Raw genomic sequence first — 17,892 nt, forward strand, 5'->3', positions numbered from 1 at the left:
GTCGCGCGAAATCCACGTGTTCAACACCTTCATGCATAGGGGATATCGTGAGTGGATCTGCTGATCGCAAGCGGCTCGGAATCGACGACTCGTTCTGGGTGTGGCTCGAATCGCCCGAAACACCAATGCATGTCGCGGCACTCGCAGTCTTCGAGTCGGAGTCCGAACCTGCCACCGAGGTCGCTAAGAGGATCGTCGACGCCTTCCGGGATCGAACCGATTTCGAGGCGCGGTTCCGTTCCCTCATCGTCGAGCGCCGTTTCCCCCTGCCGGCCGGGCGCGGCGAGGCCGGAGACGTCGATATCGATTTCCACCTTCGGCACAAGGCTCTGCCCGCGCCTGGCGGTGAACTGGAACTGGCGCAGCTCATCTCGCGCCTGCACTCGATCCAGCTCGACGCGCGTCGACCGATGTGGGAGGTGCATGTCATCGAGGGCCTGCAGGGCAATCGATTCGCGATCTACATCAAGGTCCATCACGCGTTGATCAACGGCGTCGACGCGATACGTTTGCTCGCACGATCGCTCGCGGACGAACCTGAAGTGGCGATGTCCGACCCGGCGTGGGCGCTCGAACGGCCTCGACGAAAAGGTTCGGTGCGCAGTGTTCGAGACGTCGACGATCAGAACCGGCCGAGTCGGCCGAAACTGCTGATGGCCTCGCTGAAGGCGGTCAATGCCCTGCGGAAGGCGAGGCGGTCGGACTCTTCATTGGTCGGCCCCTTTGTGGCCCCACGATCACCGCTCAACGTGGAAGTCGGGCCACAGCGACGGGTATGCACCGCGTCGATCGACCTCGCCAGAATCAAACATCTCGCGACGCTCAGTGGAACCAGCCTCAATGACATCGTTCTCGCCGCCTGCGCGGCTGCGCTACGCCGGTACCTGCTCGAGATCGATGGCCTTCCCGGGATGCCGCTGGTAGCGGGCTGCCCGGTGTCCATCGCGCCGACGGGATCGTCAACGGACAGTTCGGTCGGCATCATGCTCGCGAACCTGGCGACCGACGAACCTGATCCACTGGTCAGGTTGTCGGTCATAGCCGATTCCACCCGATCGGCGAAGGAGCATCACTCCGCGGTGCCGCACCGTGCGCTGGTTGCGTATTCCATCCTCGCCATGGCGCCGCACACGTTGCGGCAACTGGTACCTACTGCCGTTCGCAAGCTTCCGCCAATGTTCAACCTCATCATCTCGAATGTGCCCGGACCGAAACAGCGTCTGTATCTGGCCGGTGCGCGCATGGTGGGGCTCTATCCCTTGTCCCTGTTGTTCCGGGGTGAGGCACTCAACATCACGGCGGTTTCGCACGACGGCCGAATGAACTTCGGCTTCACCGCGTGCCGCAGCGCCCTCCCGCACGTTCAAAACCTCGCGCTCTATCTGGAAGACGGGTTCGATGAACTCGAGCATGCCGTATCGGTCGGGCGCGCAGAGGGTTCCGGTCTTGATCGGGCCGCAGTGGTTCACATCCAATCCGTGCTGCGGCCCGACCGGCGCAGTATCTCGTAGCGAGAGGCGGGGGAGTGTCGCGCGGGCTACAAGGCGGTTGTGGCCTCCGGGCGCTGAGGTGATCAGCAACTACCTGTGCTGCCGGGCAACTCGGCGAAGCCTCCGGCCAGTTGGATTCGCAGTCCCGCGGGCGTGACGGTGATATCTGTCGGCTGCTGGTTCAGCGGATAGTCCTGGAGGCTCTGGGCTACCACGCCCAGGATCCGGTCGGCCATGCCGGCAGGGACCCCGCGGGAAGAGACGATCTCGATCTGAATCTTGCCGTCCGCGACATAGGGGTGCAGCTCGACTGCGGCCAAGCCGGTGAGCAGTTGCATGGTGATGGAGTTCGTGTCGGGGTGGGAAGTCACCTCCGATGCCAGGCCGTGCAGTGTTCTCAGGATCGCGGTGTCGCTCCATGTCGCAGTCGTTCGGCTACTCGTGACACTCGCGCCGCCACTGGACTTGTCGGCGAGGTCGACGTCTTTCAGATTCGCCTGGGCCTGCATGTCGACCGCCGGGCCGAACGCCGCGTTCTCGGTGTCGAGCGTCATGCTCGGGATATGGTGGTCGATCGCGGCCGGCAGCAAAGGGCGTGCGCCGAAACCGACCGTGACGGAGCTGCCGAGCTCCTGCTCCGCCTGGGCTGCGACGCAGCGCTCGATTCGATCGCGGTAGTAGATCTCCGCGGCCATGCCACATGCGGCGACGAGTGTGACTGCCAGCGCACTGCTCATGAGAGTCAGTCGTAGTCGGCGTTTCCTGTGGCGGACCGGGAAGTCTGCGGGTGCTGTCGCGGTGTCCGGGCTTCTGTTCACGGTCGGTCCTTCTTCATGTCGGGGCACATCCGGGCGTGGTGCCGGACAAGATTCCGGTTGGCATCCATCATTAGTGACGGTTTCATCATTGCCATTAGTTCGATCATAGCGTCATAATTGACGACATCATCAACAATATCTCTCGTGCGGCGGCTGACAACCACGGCCCGCGTCAACGAGGCAGTCGGATTTGGGAGGAGGGACCGATGGCTTACGAACCATCCGCACCGCCGTCCAGCGAGCACGCGAGTGTCCTCGCCGCTGGGCGTGCCGGAACCGGCGGAGTTCTCGCCGCGATGTGTACGTGCCTCGTCCTCGTCGTCGCGTCGGTGTCGGCTCTCAATCTCGCGATGCCGGATCTGGCTATCGACTTGTCGGCGTCGACGACCTCGCTGACGTGGATCGCCGACGCTTACACGGTCGCGCTGGCCGCGTTCGTGTTGCCGATCGGCGCTCTGGGAGACCGGATCGGTCGGCGGAATGTGCTGGTCGGCGGGACGATCGTCTTCGCGGTCGGGTCCATCGCGGCGGGCCTGGTCCACTCGACGGATCCACTGATCGGTTGGCGTGCGGTCATGGGTATCGGTGCCGCGATGATCATGCCGGGCACTCTGTCCACGATCACAGCCGCGTTCCCCGCCGACCGTCGGGACCGTGGCGTCGCGGTGTGGTCGGGGTTCGCCGCGGCCGGCGCGATCATCGGGTTGCTCGCCGCGGGATTTCTACTGCGGCAATGGAGTTGGCGCTCGATCTTCATCACCAGCGCGGTCGTCGCACTCCTCGGTGGGCTACTGGCGGTGCTCCTCGCCCCGAATACCCGGGACGAGGATCAGCGTCCGCTCGATCACGCGGGTGCGTGGACGAGCGCGGTCGCGATCGGTGGCCTCGTCTACGGCATCATCGAAGGCAGCGAGGCGGGGTGGACCAGCGGCCGCGTGGTCGCCGGCCTCGCCGTGGCCGTCGCGGCGCTGGTGCTGTATGCCGTTCTCGGGTTCCGCAACAGTCATCCCCTACTCGACCCGAGGCTGTTCGGCATTCGGGGCTTCCGGGCGGGGGCGATCACCATTCTGGTGCAGTTCATGGCGGTCTTCGGCTTCTTCTTCGTCGGCCTGCAATACCTGCAATTGATCCTGGGATACAGCCCGCTCGAGAGTGCCGTGGCGCTGATCCCGATCGCGGTCGTGGTCTTACCGACCAGCGTGCTGACGCCGAAATTGTCTCGGCGTGTGGGGATCAAGACGGTCATGGGTGTCGGATTGCTGCTGTTGGCCGCAGGAATGTTCGCGTTGTCCTTCCTGGAAGCCGACTCGGGATACTGGCTCTTCTTCGGCGGCCTGATCATCTCCGGGCTCGGAGTCGGCATGACCAGTGCCGTCGGCACCGCTGTCATCGTCGGCTCGCTGCGGGCGGAACAGCAGGGCGTCGCGTCGGCGATGAACGACGCCACCCGCGAAGTGGGCTCCGCGGTCGGCATCGCGTTGATGGGATCGGTCTTCACGAGCCACTACAAGTCGGCCCTGCCCACCCTGCAGGGACTGCCTCCGCAAGCGGCGCATGCCGTGGAATCGTCGGCGGCCGCGGGTATCCATGTGGCCGGGCTGGTCGGGCAACAGGGGCCCGCGCTCGAGGCGGTGGTGAAATCGGCCTTCATCAGCGGACTGTCTCACTCGTTGGTCGCAGTGACGATCATCGTCGCCGTCGCGGGTGTCGGTGCGCTCCTGTTCGCACCGCATGAACAGACCCCTCCGGAGTAACGGAAAACCGGTGCCGCAGTCCTGCATCTCACGAATTCGAAGACCGAATGGAGCTGGTTCGAATGTCCGGTCTGCGCGGGTGGTTGGCGGTTCCCGTGACGGTTGCGCTAGCCGTGGCGGGTGTGTTCGCGGTAACCGGGTGCAGCGGCATCGGGAAGAATGTGGCGTCGCGCGACTTCGGAGCGTCGGGTATCGGACCGTCGTCGGCCGGAAACGACACGGCCGCACAGGTAGTCGTCGCAGCCGAGCGGGCCGGTCACCAGTGGGCTGCGGCCGGGTCGGCGGCACTCGCGCCCGGCGTGCAGACCTATACGCAGGGCGGAGGTCAGTGCACGGCGAACTACGTTTTCGTCGATGATGCCGGCGGCGTATACCTCGGACAGGCCGCGCACTGTGCGGGCGCGGGGAACTCCGCCGAAACGAACGGGTGTATGGCCCACAACCTCCCGCTCGACACCGCGGTGAACTTCACCCACAACGGTTCGCTGCACTCCTCGGGCACCACGATCGGCACCGGACAACTGGCCTACAGCAGCTGGTCGACGATGCGCGCGCTAGGGGAGAGCGATCCGAATACCTGTGCGTACAACGATTTCTCGCTGGTGAAAGTCGACCAGCAGTTCGCCGACAAGGTCAATCCCAGCCTGCCCCACTGGGGCGGCCCGGCCGGCCTCAACACCTCGGGCACCGCCGGCGGCAAGGTCTACAGCTACGGCAACTCCAGCCTGCGTGCCGGAATCTCCGGCCTCTCTCCGCAACGCGGCGAGAGCAGGGCAGATGACAACTCCACCGGCGGTTGGACCCATGCGCTCGTGTCCCGCACGCCTGGGATCCCGGGCGACAGCGGCAGCGCCTACCTCGCCGCGGACGGACAAGCCCTGGGCACTCTCTCAACTCTGGGCATCGGCGTACCCGTGGTCAACAACGTCGGAGATATCGGCCGCGAACTGGCCTACGCCCGAGCGCACTCCGGAATCACGGGCCTGCGTCTCGTGCTCGGCACCGAGCAATTCAACCCGAACCGGTAATGCCCGGTGGGAGCCCTTCGGGAGAGGACGCCCCGGCAGGCGAGATGTTGCCGGACCGCAATACGATGATGTACAGCAAGGAGAAAGTTCCCATGAGTCGCGCTCACCGCATCGACACTCATCAGCACCTGGCCCCGCCGAAGTACGCGGAGTGGTTGAACTCCAAGGGGGTGCAGCCCGGCGGAATCGACGTGCCGAACTGGTCGGAATCGACGGCACTGGATTTCATGGACCGGCGCGGTATCCGGGCGGGGTTGCTGTCCCTGTCGACGCCCGGCGTGTACTTCGGCGACGCCGCCGAGGCGCGCCGATGGTCGCGGGAGATGAACGAGTACAGCGCCGACGTGGTCCGGCGGAATCCGGATCGGTTCGGGTTCTTCGCCACCCTCACGCTGCCCGATGTCGAGGGGGCACTCGCCGAGGCGGAGTACGCATTGGACACGCTGCACGCGGACGGCGTCGTCCTGCTGGCGAACAACGACGGCCGCTACCTGGGCGATCCCGAATTCGAACCGCTGCTGCAGTTCCTCCACGACCGGCAGGCGGTGGTGTTCGTGCACCCCGGGGAGCTGCCCGCCGCACCAGTGCCAGGGATTCCGACCTTCGCCGCGGACTTTCTGCTCGATACCACTCGCACGGCCATCAGCCTCATACTGTCCGGCCGCCTGAACAAGTACTCGGGTATCAAGTTCATTCTGGCGCATGCCGGAGGCTTCGTCCCCTACATCGCCTACCGCGTGAAGCTTGTCATGTTCGCAACGAACATGGTTGTGCCGCAGCTCGACGATTCCGACGATCCGGTCGCGGCGTACAAAGCTGTGCTGCGCCAGTTCTATTACGACATCGCCCTGTCCGGCACCCCCGCCGCCTTGCCCAGCCTGCTGGCCGTCGCGGACCCGTCACACATCACCTACGGCAGCGACTTCCCGTTCGCTCCCGAGGCAGCGGTCGCCTTCATCGACAACGAATACGAGCATTACCCGCTCGAGGAGGCACTGCGTACGGCAATCGATCATGGGAACAGCGAAGCTCTGTTCCCGCGGTTGAAGTTCTGACCGAACTCCTCCGCCGTATGGCGCCGGCGGTCGCCGACATTTGCGCACGCTTCAACTGGCCGTTCTGCCGCCATGCTTCGTCACGCCGTCATGTGACTTGACGTATCTATCGAATATGACAAACTCATCATCTGTAGGTGAATGGGCCGCAACCGCTCAGGCTGTGAAGGTGCGAGAGGGGCCGAATCGAAGGTAAGGAAGCCCATGCTCGCATCGCGCGGCGATCACATCACCAAGCTCGCATTTCTGGCTGTGATTGCTGTCGGAGTCGCGTCGATTTCCTCCTGTAGCCGGCCGGGAGCCGACTCGCTCACGCCGGACGGCGCACCATTATCGGCCGCACCCACACGTCTACCGAGCTTCGAGGACGACGTGATCGCGCAAATGATGGTGTCGGCGGACGCTGCTGGACCACAGTGGGCCCCTGCTGGATCGGCGACCCTCGGGCCCGGCACCCAGCTGACCACCCAGGGGGTGGGGCAATGCACCGCCAACTACGTATTCATCGACAATGCTGCCAACGTCTACCTCGGTCAATCCGCACACTGCGCCATGACCGCGGAAGTGATGAGCATGAACGGGTGCCGTTGGGGAAACAGCCGGTCACTCGGCACCCTCGTGTCGCTGGAGCGCGGCGGCGCGCCAGTCTTGGATGGTGCGACCCCAGCTGTCGGTCGACTCGTATACAGCAGCTGGCTGTCGATGCAACAGGCTGGCGAAACCGATAGGAATGTCTGCGCGTACAACGACTTCGCGCTGGTGAAGATCGCGCCCGGGCAGGTAGCGGGGGTCAATCCGAGTGTGCCGTTCTGGGGTGGTCCGGTCGGAATAACAAGCTCCGGCGTAGGTGCGGGAGATCGGGTCTACACGTACGGAGAGACAAATGCCCGTACGGACTCGACGGGGCTCTCACCTCATCGGAACGAAGGCAAAGCCGACGACTCTGCCCAGGGAGGCTGGACGCATTCGCTCGCCGCAGTAAGCCGCAGCACGTCCGGAGACAGCGGCGGCGCCGCGCTCGACCCCAACGGACGCGCACTGGGCACATTATCGACACTCGGTCTCGCCGCGCCGATCGTCAACACCATCGGCGACCTTGGGCACGAACTCGACTATGCCCGAGCACATTCCGGCATTCCCGGATTGCGTCTGGTGCTCGGCACCGAAAGCTTCCGGCCGACGCCCTGACCCCTGGCCCGCCCCGAATCGCCACGTGCACCGTCTGATTGAGCCCCGCGGAGGGGGCGATCGCGAGTAGCGTGATCAATTCCGTGTGTGCCATCGACGTAGCGATTCGCGGGCCCGATGAGACCCGAGGACACGGCTGTCATCGTAGACCGAAATAGCCGCGTTGCTCGTTAGGCTTTCGAGATGAACAGCTGGATCGTCGAGGGAAGCGCGGTCGACAAACAGGATGTGGTGCACCTGATCGTGGACCCGCACAACACGGGCGATTGGACGCAGCGATGCACGGGACGGCCCGCCACGCCTGAAACCGCGCCGGGGCGAGCGCGCTGCCTGCGTTGTGCGCTCAAAGCCGCAGAGGCGTTCCGCCTCGGCGAACAACCGTTGGATGTCGTCAAAGAATGGATGCGAGTCGACCACACGGCTCTTCCCCGCCCGGCTTCGATCCAGCCTCGGGCGCCTGAACGGCGGACGCATCGGTCGGCCCTTGCCGAGCCGGGAAACCAGGAGCTGGTGCTCGATCTGGCGGACCCGGACATGCGGTATGTCCTCAGGGATGCGCTCTCGAGATGGGCTGCGCACCAGCGTCGCAAGGCCCGCGCCGAACCGGACACGACCCTGACCGCAACGCGAAACCGTTGGGCCGACCTCGCTGACGTTGTCCGTGTCCGCGCCGATGTCGTGGGAAGTGACTGAGTTTCCAGAAGCGTAGGCAGAGTTTCCAGAAACGTGGGCAGTGGGTATGGGATTCGTTCAGCGATTCGACCATGTCGGTATCACCGTTGCCGACCTCGACGCCGTGACTGCGTTCTTCGTCAGCCTCGGCTTGGCAGGCCGCCGTTGACCATGCCGCAGCAGACGCGCGGGGTCGGGCGGGTTGTTTCCCAGCGACGTGACGAGGGACGATAGCCCCATGGAACTGACAGCGGTGCCCATCGAGAATCCCGATGAGCTCAATGTCGTCATCGGGCAGTCCCACTTCATCAAGACCGTCGAGGACCTCCACGAAGCCCTCGTCGGCACCGGCCCGCAACTCCGCTTCGGGCTGGCCTTCTGCGAAGCCTCCGGCCCCCGCCTGATCCGCTGGTCGGGGAACGACGACAGCCTGGTCGATCTCGCCACCAGGAACGCGACGGCCCTCGCCGCCGGCCACTCCTTCATCGTCTTCCTCCGCGACGGCTACCCCGTCAACGTCCTCAACGCGATCCGCCACATCCCCGAGCTCTGCACCATCTTCTGCGCCACCGCCAACCCCGTCGAAGTCCTCATCGCGGAAACTCCGCTCGGACGCGGCATCATCGGCGTCGTCGACGGTGCACCGCCCCTCGGGATCGAAACCGAGACCGACCGGGCCGACCGGCACCAACTGCTCCGCGCCATCGGCTACAAGCTCTGAGAGCCAGCTACACCACGGGTTGGGATGCGCGGTTGCGGCAACGGGGTGCCTGCAGCCGCGCGAGCATGCCCGGATTCGTATCGCGGATGCGGCGCGCGACGTCGACGAAGGACCGCACGAGGGGGCTGTCGTTCCCCGCGCGCCAGCTCACGGCGACCTCGTTCGGGGCCGTGCCGGTCACCGGTACCAGCCGCACGCCGGGAAACTTGATCCACGCCGCGCACGGCACGGTGATCGCGATGGCCGCCCCGGTCGCCACATGGTGCAGTTCCTCCAGGAGCGTCTTCGTGCGCGCGGCCACGCGTGCGGGCCGTCCTCCGCGATGGGAGTTCAACTGCCAGTAGGCATTCCACACCGAGTCGGTGGCGGCGGAGGACAGGATGGGTTCGTCCAGCAGTTCCGCCACCGCGACTTCGGCACGGTTCGCCAAGCGATGGTTCGCCGGCAGCATCACCATCAGCGGCTGGCGGAAGAGGGGTTCGAATCGCAGCCCGTCATCCTCGAACGGCCGCCGCACGATCGCCACATCCACCTGGCGGTCCGCCAATCCGGCCGAGGGCGTCTCGTAGGTGAAGTAGTTCGACTCGAGGGTGATGTTCGGGTGGCGTTGCCGGAATGCGGCCAGGATCGGTGCGGTGAGTGTCAGCGCCGCCCCCTCGATGCAGCCGAGCACCAGGCGGTTGTGCTCGCCGCGGTGCACCGCCCGCGCCTGCTCGACGCCGAAGTCCAAGCGGTGCAGCGCGTCCCGCGCATGCTGGAGAAACGCCGCTCCGGCCGCGGTGAGCTCGACATGCCGTGTGCTCCGGGCGAACAATGCGACGGCCACATGCTGCTCGAGCTGCTTGATCTGGGTGCTGAGCCCCTGTTGAGTCACGCCGAGGCGCTGTGAGGCCCGGGTGAAGTTCAATTCCTCCGCGACGACGATGAAATTCCGCAACTGGCGGGAATGAACGTCCATAGAGCGCGGCGCGACGGTCGGCTCGTCATGGCGGCCGTGCGGCGGATGCTGGGATCGCATGGCGCGCGATCAGCCGGACACGCGGGCGGGGGAGACGCTCCAGAATGCCGGATGCCAAGGATCGGCATCGACGGTGAAGACTGGCAACCTGTCCGGCCGGGGACTCGGCTGGAAGTGCACACGCGTCGGCGCATTGGAGATCAGCGGCAGGTGTCCTTCGATGGCGGTGTGGATCCATGGGCCCTCGTCGAGTTCCACGATGGCGGTCGCCACGGGCGCCGGCTCGCCGCTCGGACCGCTCGGGCGGTACATCATCCGCCACGACACGATCGAACCGGCGCCCGACGCCGGCACCGACTCGAGATCATCGGCGGCGCAGACGGAACAGGCCGTGGTCAGCGGGGCGAAGATTTTGTCGCATGCCGTGCAACGCCGGATCATCAATGTGTCTACGGTGGCGCAGGCGCTCTCGTCGGTGCCATCCTGCGGGAGCCGGGCTTTCGATGGGATCATGGAAACCTCTGCGGAACGGTGCTGGTGGACTCGTTCGAGCATGGTCATCGGCGAGTGATCCCGCGACGGTGGAATTACGTGTGGGTATACCTGTTTCTGTTCCGACGGGGGCCTTCCAGGCAAGCACGGTGGCCGCGGGCACGGGTTCGAAGCCGCGGGATGATGCCGCTGACGAGCCCGGGGAATCGCCTTGGATGAGCTGGACAACGTTGCGATCGAATTGACAAGCGGAACTTGTGGACAATCCACCGACAGCGGTTTCTCTTCGCAGCGCGGTTGCACTAGCATGATTCATGCGTCCGCGGCGAGAAGAATTGAGTTCCCCTCATGTGCGGCGGTTCGCGAAATCCAATGTGCGGACGCCGTTCACGGCGGCCTTCCAGACGTGCGAGCCCGCTTCCAATTCCAGGCTCGCACCGCCTCACCGAGCGCAGTGAGGCAAATGTCGGCATCGCTGGTGAATGCCCGTGAAGGGGCGGGAAAGCCAGCGGTGCCGACCTCCATTCCCGCCGCGGTCCGGCTAGACGCCCCACAGTTGGGAGCAAGGGAGACAAGGCATCTCGGAGGTCACGAGTTCGTCGACCGTGACCGCGACCACGCCGGCGGCGCTCAGCTCGAAGGCCACTTCGCCGATTTGATCGGCGTGGCCCCGATAGTCCAAGACCAGTGGTCCCAATTCCAGGTGAAGGTGGAGAATTCGACTCGGCGCACTCATCGGCCCGCTTCCGGTTTCGAATCTTGTTGCTGGCGGAGGACTGACGGTGCCGGGTGGCCGAGTTCAATCCGTTCTCGGCGGCGTGGAAGAATCTATCGCCGCCCGATGGTGTGCGCGAAGCCGAGGTTATCCGGCTGATTTCGAAACCCTACTTGCTGTCCGGGTATTCGAGAAATCAATTCTCTTTGCGGATTATCAATAGCTGTCTGTCAATTCCGCTCCCGGCGCGGAGAGCCCTTACTCGGCCGTGTCCGCAGGCTGAGCCGCGGCCCAGACAGCGATCTGCGCGCGCGAGGTGAAGCCCAGTTTGGTGAGTATGTGCTGGATATGCCCCTGCACGGTGCGCGGCGAAACGACCAGGCGATCGGCGATCGCCTTGCTGGTCAGTCCTTCGGCGACGAGGTCGGCGATCTGGCGTTCCCGCGCGGTGAGTGCCTCCGGCGAACGATCGGCTGGGGAGACGCCCGGGGATGGGTCCCCGAGTGCGAACGCGACCGCGTTCTCGAGACTCATCGACGCGCCGTGCTGGAGGGCGGCATCGAACGCGTTGTCGCCGAGGGTTCGGCGGCCGCTCTGCTCGCATTCGTGACGGTAGGGCATCAGCAGAATGGTGGGGCTGCCGGCGAGACGCCCCAGGGCATCCGCCGCGCCCAGCAGGACAGCCGCACGACGGGCCTCGAGCTCATCGGCCGCGATCCAGGCCAGCGTCGCCAGGCGGCCCGTGATGACCAGCGGATCAGCGACCTTGTGGGCCAACCGAATCGCCTCCGCGAGCGAGCGTCTGGCGCGCTCGGTCTCACCGCCGCGCCAGGCCGCGAATCCCGCCGTCCACAGCACATAGGATCGGTAGATCGTCTCGCCCGCGGTTTCCGTGAGGCGGAGTGCCTCCTCCAGAACGTCGAGGGCTCGGGAGGTCTCGCCCAGCAGTGAATAGCACCAGCCGAGTGAGACCCGAGCATCCAACTGCCGTGCTACCGCACCGCAACTCTCGTAGGTACGCAGCGCATGCTCGAGATCGGCGACCAACCGGTGCGGATCACCCCCGCCTCCGGTGAGCGCGTAGTTCGCCCGGGTGTGCGCGAGCAGCGCGGGAACCGTCGGATCGTCGGTCTGCTCGGACAGCTTCGCCAGTTCCTCGACCTGGTCGGTGGCGGTCCGCAGGTCACCTTGGAGGGCCGCCATCAAGCTCGCGGCGAAAGGGCTTCGGCCCGTTCCGTCGACGGGCCCGAGGACGGGCGCGCGAGAATCCGCTCGTGCCACCGGCGACCCTCGCCGATCCGGCCCCGCAACATCCAGAACACATACAGGGCGGTCACGATCCGCAGTCCGCTGTCCTCGGACTCGGTGAGGCTGAACTCCAGTGCGTTCACCACGTTCGCCTGCTCCCGCTCCAGCCGTTCGACCCAGTACATCTGGCGCGGCCCGATCCAGTGGGCGCTCCAGTCGTGCACCAACTGCTCACACCACTCCCGATGCCGGAGATGCAGCAGCTCGGACTCCCCGGACTCGTCGGCCTTCTGCGCGCCGAATTCACGGACCGTCTCGAGCATGTGGAACCGTACCGAGCCGGATTCCTCCTTGCGGATGAGGAGCGACTTCTCCATCAGGCCCGACAGCGTGTCATGCAAGTCCGGCTCGGCCGCGCCGGCGGAACACACGTGCAGGACCGCGTCGAGTTCGAACCCGCCGGTGAACACCGAGAGCCGGCGCCACAGCCGCCGCTCGTCCGATGTGCACAGGTCATAGCTCCAGTCCATGCAGGTGTGCATCGTCTGCTGCCGTCTGGGCGCACTACGGTTGGCCCGGGTCAGGAAAGCGAACCGGTCGTCCAGCCGGTTCAGTATCTGTTCGACGGACATCGTGCGCAGGCGCGCCGCGGCCAGTTCGATCGCCAGCGGCAGGCCGTCCAGCCGTGCGCAGACCTGGGCAATGGACAGCCTGTTGTCGTCGCTCACCTCGAATCCTGGGACCGCCGCGGCCGCTCGCTCGGCGAAGAGGGCGATCGCGTCATTGCGGGTGACGGTCCGCAATGACGGATTGGCGGCCGGATCGGGTACATCCAACGGCGACAGCGGATATACCGCCTCACCCTCGATATCGAGGGTCTCGCGACTGGTGGCGAGGATCCGCACGTTCGGGCAGGCTCTCAGGATCGATTCGACCAGCCGTGCGACGGCCGCGACCAGGTGTTCGCAGTTGTCCACGATGAGGAGCAGGTCCTGGGCGGCCAGCAACTGGATCAGCGCGTCGGGCGCCGATCCGCCGCCGTGGTCGGACAGGCCGAAGGCGGCGGCCACGACGTCCGGCAGCGACTCCTCGTCACGCACGTCGCCCAACTCGACCAGCCATGCCCCATTCGCGAAGTTCCGCCGCATGCTGTGCGCGACCCGTAGCGCGAGCCGTGACTTGCCTACGCCCCCGATCCCGGTCAGTGTCACCAGACGCGAGCCGGCCAGCAGGTTCTTGACGTCGGACTGCGGTGTCCTGCGGCCGACGAAGCTGGTCAACTGCAAGGGCAGATTTCCCAGTCCCGACCGGAAGCTGTCGCTGCGGAAATGTGTAATCCTGTGTGCCGCAGCGTCTTCGGATGTGGAGTCGATGTCGATGCCGCCCAGGCTCCCGTTCGGGCCGTCGTCAGGCATCTGTCGCTCGCAACCGGGACACATCGGTCAGACTATCGTCGGCCTCCGCGGTGAGCGTCGCCGACCAGGCTGTCCATGATTGCCGCGAAATCAGAACTACTCCCGCCCGTCAGATGTCCTATGCCGTAAGACAGCTGAGCTCGACGGCCAGATGTCTCGGACGAGGGCTGAGGCTACAAGAAGCATCCTGGGATCCGCGCAACCGCCTGATGGTCGGCGTGCCGATCCCGCTCCGAACTCATCGAAACCGTCCGCGCCACGTCCCCGCGCTGCGTCGTCCGCACCTGGGCAGGACATGCGCCGCTGCGGTCACTCTTCTCCTATGCGGTGATAATTCCGATCACCGTTGCGACGAGATCGCCGCCGGGATCGCGCAGGCGCGGTAGCGACGCCCTGTCCTGCAAAAGCGATCCCAGGGTGAGATCTACCAGTTCAGCACCGACCTGTTCGGCGGAATTGCGCCCGCCCGGCTCGAACCACGTCCACGCCCATTGCGCGGCGCCGAAGATGAGCAGGCTCCGGATGCTGGTGTCGACGGGCTGGAAGTCGCCGGATGCGATGCCCGCCTCTAGCACGCCACGCAGGATTCCGATGTAATACCTGCGCAGCTTGCGCCCCTCGGAATCCTCCTCCTGCTGCGCGAACCGGGCGACCTCGCGCTGGAATGCGACGGTCCGGTTCCGGTCGTGTACCTGATACAGCATGGCCGCGTGCAACAATCCGGCCAGCTGTTCGGGTGGTGCCGAGAAGGTCGAGACGATTCGTTCCGCCTCGTCGACACGGCGCCGCATATAGGAAACATGCAGCGCTTCCAGAAGCCGCGCCTTGGTGCCGTAATGGTGCACGATCAAGCCCTGGGAGATACCGAGCTCGCGTGCTACATCGCTGAAACTCGTTCCGTCGTAGCCTTTCTCGGCGACATGGCGCGTGAATGTATCGAGAATCGCGCCCGACTTGCCGGGTCCCGCCGCACGTCCATTCATCGATCCCGCCCCTTTTCGTTCGTATTCTCCGACGCCCCTGAGAACCGATCAACCCCGCGACCTGTCGTTGACTGAGTGCGCAGTCAGTATTAGCATTATGCCCCGAGTCGCAGCGGCGCGTTCTCTACATCAACCATTCATCTCGAAAAGTTGACCTACCGCCCATGTATCAGCACGCCAATCTCACCGAAACTGTCGATGAGCGACGAGCCCTCGCATGCATCGCATGACCGGCTCCTCCGACAGCCCCACGGGCGGGCGCGCATGAACGCGGACGTGGCGGCATACGAGGACCCGGCGACCGATTCCGAATCGCTGTTGTCGCCGGAGCAACTGCTGGCCGCGATCGCCGGGCGGCTCGCCGAACCGTTCCCACTCGTCACGTGGGCGCGAGAGCTCGGCGATCTGCACGCCGCGTTGATCGCGGCGGTTCTGAATCCGCGGCGGAACGCGCCGGAGGTCACCGAGGCGGCGCTGTGTGCCGATATCGCGAAGGTCATCGACAAGATCAATTCTTGGGCCGCGTCCGCTGTACGCCACAGCCGCTGCGCCCGCCGCCACACCCACACCTTCGGTGAGGTGATCAGTCACGTGGCCAAGACCTACGCCGAAGCGTGGTGGACGGTGCTGCACAGTGACTGCGAGGATCTTCGACACTCGGCCTGGGTCCATCTCGGCGAGGTTCGCGACGGCTACGCGCACCTCATCAGCGATATCCGCGCGGGGCGCGTCCAACTTCCACTCGGCTGGCGAGGCATCCGGCACGAGCCCGCAGGCTGAGGGCCGACGCGACCGGTTCGCCGAGGCGGCCACGAAACCCGATGTGCGCGTAGCGATCACAGGCCGGCGAGCGTATCGGCCTGTAGCCCGAGGACATTGCCCGCGGGATCGCCTGGGTCATCGATCGGCCGGCACCCTCGACAGTCGAATCACTGTGGGGCGGTGGCCAACCTGCGGGCGGCCATCCGCTCGACGAGCAGCGGGATGAAGTCGCGGACGGGACGTCCGTCGAAGCTGCGGTGGGCGTCGTGAACGATATCGGCGACCGTCCCGGCGCCGACGGCCGGAAACTTGGTGGTGAGTCGACGAACGAGTTCCTTGATCTGCTGATCTTCATCATTCGCTGCCATACCTCATGGTCGCGCCTCGTGGTCGAGTGCCGTTCCGGAACCGCGATGAAATCCACATGGCTGTTTGCTCTCCATATGGTCACGGTGCGCAATTCATGGTCACGGTGCGCAATTCGCGTCGAGCGCTGATCCCGTGTCTGCCGAAGACCTTCCTCCATCCGACCGCGACGAGCGGTGGTCTGTGCGGCCGTTCCGCCACGCCAGACCACCGTCGTCGCGCGACAGCGCTGCTACTCGGCTGTGCCCGCGAGGAATTCGTCGACACCGGGCCTGGTCTACCTGCCGGTCTCGGTTCGGGCCTCGATCGCGGTCACGGAGTTCTTGAACGCCTTGGTCAGTACGCCCCTGCCGACGGTGGCGAGCACCGCTCCGAGGAACCAGCCGCGCGGATTCTTGCCCTCTCGTACCACGACGTAGTCGATATCGGTGGTGCCGTCGGGACGCGGGGTCAGATCGTAGGTGTGCCCGGAGTGGTGACCCCACGCGTTGGAATCGGTGGTGGTCAGCACGACGTGGTCCGGGTTGGTCCAGTCGTATACGAGCCGCTCCCAGATTCCGGTGGATCCCTCGGTGACGTCCGCGTGATGGGCATCCTGGGCGTGCACCGCGAGGTACGACCCCGCGCTGTTGCCGAACAGTTCCGAACGGTCCGGGCCGAAGTCGGTGAGGGCCGCGACGAACTGCTCGGGCGTCACATGCGCGTTCGCGTGCATATGGATGGTGGTCATGGGGCTGTTCTCCTTTACTCGGGTAGCTGATCGCCGTGGGCTTCGGCGACCATGTAGGCCGCGTACCACCGGGGCCACTCGGCGTCGTACCGGCCGCCGTTGCGGGCCTCGTGCTCGCCGTGGGCGGTCGCCGCGCGCACGAGCGCGTCGACCAGGTCGCTGGTGGTGGCGTAGGAGGTCTCGGTGGCTTCGACGCGGCCCGGGATCCGGGCGGTGACCTCTTGCAGCAGGAAGGTGTTGCCGTCCGGGTCCCGGAAGGTCGCGAACGATCCGTAGCTCGCGCGCTCGTCGGCGGCTCCCGCCACGCGCCCGTCGCCCGACAGGGGCTGGAACTGGGCTCCGGGTGCGCCGGTGTGGAAGACCTCGCTGATGTCGGCGCCCTGGGCCGCGAGCGCGTCGCGTGCCTGCTGGACATCGGACACCACCAGGTAGATGCCTTCCGCCGTGCCCGCCTTCGCGGTGGTGATGCTGGTGCCGAATTGGATCGACGTCGGCGAGCCCGGGGGCGTGAACTGCACGGCCCGGAAGCCGTTGTCGAATTCGAAGTCGGCGTCGAGGCGCCAGCCCAGACCGTCGTAGAACTTCTTCGACCGGTCCACGTCGGCGACCGGGATGACGACCGCCTCGAGCTTCAGTGCGGGAACCCCTGTGGTTGTCATGGCCTGTTCCTCGTTTCCTGTAGCAGCGGTGTTGCTCGCATGTCCCAGGGTGCGCTTCGGCCGGCGTCGTCGAACCAGTGACTGTCCCTGGTCGGCCTCGGGCGCCGTTCTCGAAGCCGCTTCGATGAACTCCAAGTGGCTGTTCGGTCTCGATACGGACACGGTGGCGGCAGACTGGGCGCCACAAGATCACGGGAACGTGACGATCGTGATTAATCGGACGGTCTAGAGCACGCAGCTATTGCTGACAAGTTGCTGTTCGGCTTAGCGTCGAGTTCCGTCCGGATAAGTGGGGCGGGTCACACCCGGTCGGGGATCCGGTGAGCAAGGGATACGTCCATGAACCTTCATCAACTCTCCACCATTCGAGCCAGCCGTCCGCCGATCGACGTGCCCGATGAGATGCGGCCGGCGGCCCGCGTGCTGATCGTCGAGCAACATCCCGCGACCGCCGAGATGACTCTGCTGGTACTGGCCGCGGCCGGCTTCGACGCCGTGCACACGTCGACGGCCGCACAGGCGCTCACCGCCGTCGCCGGCTGGAAGCCGGATCTGGTGCTGACGGATCTGCTGTTGCCGGACCTTTCCGGACCCGAGTTCTGCCTGCGACTGCGGGCGACCTCGTCGGTGCCGATCCTGATCGTGACCACCGAAACCGATCCCGACCTCGTGGGCCTCGCGATCAGCGCGGGCGCGTCGGGCTATCTGCCCAAACCGTTCCGGACCGGCGAACTCTTGGATCGAATCCACACCGGTCTCGGGTTCTGACCGAGCGTATCGCCCGCCCGCTGAGCGGTGGGCCGTGATGCCGGGTATTCTCGCCGGGTATTCGAAATAG

Annotated in this window: 18 protein-coding genes and 1 pseudogene; 10 read left to right on the plus strand and 9 right to left on the minus strand. The window is 65.6% G+C overall.

Features of this window, described 5'->3' with window-relative positions; genetic code table 11:
• The first annotated feature begins 47 nt into the window (after positions 1 to 47).
• Positions 48 to 1,511, plus strand: a complete 1,464-nt coding sequence (locus ACQPYY_RS16170; RefSeq protein ID WP_433594354.1) for a WS/DGAT/MGAT family O-acyltransferase — start codon at positions 48 to 50, stop codon at positions 1,509 to 1,511.
• A 62-nt stretch (positions 1,512 to 1,573) separates the two neighbouring features.
• Here the strand turns inward: ACQPYY_RS16170 and ACQPYY_RS16175 are convergent, their stop codons facing one another.
• The gene (locus ACQPYY_RS16175) at positions 1,574 to 2,227 is read right to left on the minus strand and encodes an LmeA family phospholipid-binding protein (protein ID WP_433594355.1); all 654 of its coding nucleotides are present in this window, start codon (positions 2,225 to 2,227) and stop codon (positions 1,574 to 1,576) included.
• Between the two features lie 287 nt (positions 2,228 to 2,514).
• On the opposite strand from ACQPYY_RS16175, the gene ACQPYY_RS16180 reads away from it, so the two are divergent.
• The 7 genes and pseudogenes from ACQPYY_RS16180 to ACQPYY_RS16210 all read left to right on the plus strand — a co-directional run bounded on the left by ACQPYY_RS16180 (position 2,515) and on the right by ACQPYY_RS16210 (position 8,726).
• Positions 2,515 to 4,062, plus strand: coding sequence for an MFS transporter (locus tag ACQPYY_RS16180; RefSeq protein ID WP_433594356.1), 1,548 nt, complete (start codon positions 2,515 to 2,517; stop codon positions 4,060 to 4,062).
• A 62-nt stretch (positions 4,063 to 4,124) separates the two neighbouring features.
• Positions 4,125 to 5,090 (plus strand): hypothetical protein, encoded by a 966-nt coding sequence (locus ACQPYY_RS16185; protein ID WP_433594357.1) that lies wholly within the window; start codon positions 4,125 to 4,127, stop codon positions 5,088 to 5,090.
• 92 nt (positions 5,091 to 5,182) lie between these two features.
• Positions 5,183 to 6,145, plus strand: a complete 963-nt coding sequence (locus ACQPYY_RS16190) for an amidohydrolase family protein (protein WP_433594358.1) — start codon at positions 5,183 to 5,185, stop codon at positions 6,143 to 6,145.
• A 204-nt stretch (positions 6,146 to 6,349) separates the two neighbouring features.
• Positions 6,350 to 7,333: a hypothetical protein gene (locus tag ACQPYY_RS16195; RefSeq protein WP_433594359.1), complete on the plus strand. Its 984-nt coding sequence runs from the start codon at positions 6,350 to 6,352 to the stop codon at positions 7,331 to 7,333.
• A gap of 183 nt (positions 7,334 to 7,516) precedes the next feature.
• Complete coding sequence (locus ACQPYY_RS16200; protein ID WP_433594360.1) at positions 7,517 to 8,026, plus strand: hypothetical protein; 510 nt, start codon at positions 7,517 to 7,519, stop codon at positions 8,024 to 8,026.
• A 46-nt stretch (positions 8,027 to 8,072) separates the two neighbouring features.
• A pseudogene (locus ACQPYY_RS16205) lies at positions 8,073 to 8,159 on the plus strand (VOC family protein); the annotation flags it as partial.
• 84 nt (positions 8,160 to 8,243) lie between these two features.
• On the plus strand, positions 8,244 to 8,726 hold the full coding sequence (locus ACQPYY_RS16210) for an adenosine-specific kinase (protein WP_379098796.1): 483 nt from the start codon (positions 8,244 to 8,246) through the stop codon (positions 8,724 to 8,726).
• A 7-nt stretch (positions 8,727 to 8,733) separates the two neighbouring features.
• Here the strand turns inward: ACQPYY_RS16210 and ACQPYY_RS16215 are convergent, their stop codons facing one another.
• The 5 genes from ACQPYY_RS16215 to ACQPYY_RS16235 form a co-directional block, all read right to left on the minus strand.
• The gene (locus tag ACQPYY_RS16215) at positions 8,734 to 9,744 is read right to left on the minus strand and encodes a LysR family transcriptional regulator (protein ID WP_433594361.1); all 1,011 of its coding nucleotides are present in this window, start codon (positions 9,742 to 9,744) and stop codon (positions 8,734 to 8,736) included.
• Between the two features lie 9 nt (positions 9,745 to 9,753).
• Entirely contained in the window at positions 9,754 to 10,245 is a 492-nt protein-coding gene (locus ACQPYY_RS16220; protein WP_433594362.1) for a Zn-ribbon domain-containing OB-fold protein, read from the minus strand.
• 904 nt (positions 10,246 to 11,149) lie between these two features.
• Positions 11,150 to 12,094, minus strand: a complete 945-nt coding sequence (locus tag ACQPYY_RS16225; RefSeq protein WP_433594363.1) for a response regulator transcription factor — start codon at positions 12,092 to 12,094, stop codon at positions 11,150 to 11,152.
• A complete protein-coding gene (locus ACQPYY_RS16230) occupies positions 12,094 to 13,425 on the minus strand; it encodes an ATP-binding protein (protein WP_433594364.1) in 1,332 nt (443 codons plus the stop codon). The genes ACQPYY_RS16225 and ACQPYY_RS16230 overlap by 1 nt, the downstream gene beginning before the upstream one ends.
• Positions 13,426 to 13,874: 449 nt before the next feature.
• Entirely contained in the window at positions 13,875 to 14,537 is a 663-nt protein-coding gene (locus tag ACQPYY_RS16235) for a TetR/AcrR family transcriptional regulator (protein WP_433594365.1), read from the minus strand.
• 264 nt (positions 14,538 to 14,801) lie between these two features.
• On the opposite strand from ACQPYY_RS16235, the gene ACQPYY_RS16240 reads away from it, so the two are divergent.
• On the plus strand, positions 14,802 to 15,317 hold the full coding sequence (locus ACQPYY_RS16240; RefSeq protein ID WP_433594366.1) for a hypothetical protein: 516 nt from the start codon (positions 14,802 to 14,804) through the stop codon (positions 15,315 to 15,317).
• Between the two features lie 149 nt (positions 15,318 to 15,466).
• Here the strand turns inward: ACQPYY_RS16240 and ACQPYY_RS16245 are convergent, their stop codons facing one another.
• The 3 genes from ACQPYY_RS16245 to ACQPYY_RS16255 all read right to left on the minus strand — a co-directional run bounded on the left by ACQPYY_RS16245 (position 15,467) and on the right by ACQPYY_RS16255 (position 17,054).
• Positions 15,467 to 15,667 carry a three-helix bundle dimerization domain-containing protein gene (locus ACQPYY_RS16245; protein WP_433594367.1) on the minus strand — a complete coding sequence of 67 codons (201 nt, stop codon included), beginning with the start codon at positions 15,665 to 15,667 and terminating at the stop codon, positions 15,467 to 15,469.
• 275 nt (positions 15,668 to 15,942) lie between these two features.
• Complete coding sequence (locus ACQPYY_RS16250; protein WP_379098818.1) at positions 15,943 to 16,395, minus strand: hypothetical protein; 453 nt, start codon at positions 16,393 to 16,395, stop codon at positions 15,943 to 15,945.
• Positions 16,396 to 16,409: 14 nt separating this feature from the next.
• Positions 16,410 to 17,054, minus strand: a complete 645-nt coding sequence (locus ACQPYY_RS16255) for a VOC family protein (RefSeq protein ID WP_433594368.1) — start codon at positions 17,052 to 17,054, stop codon at positions 16,410 to 16,412.
• A gap of 339 nt (positions 17,055 to 17,393) precedes the next feature.
• Between ACQPYY_RS16255 and ACQPYY_RS16260 the strand changes: the two genes are divergently transcribed.
• The gene (locus tag ACQPYY_RS16260) at positions 17,394 to 17,822 is read left to right on the plus strand and encodes a response regulator (RefSeq protein ID WP_379098823.1); all 429 of its coding nucleotides are present in this window, start codon (positions 17,394 to 17,396) and stop codon (positions 17,820 to 17,822) included.
• The last annotated feature ends 70 nt before the right edge of the window (positions 17,823 to 17,892 follow it).

Source organism: Nocardia sp. CA-145437 (genome assembly GCF_050956485.1).
Taxonomy (GTDB): Bacteria; Actinomycetota; Actinomycetes; order Mycobacteriales; family Mycobacteriaceae; genus Nocardia.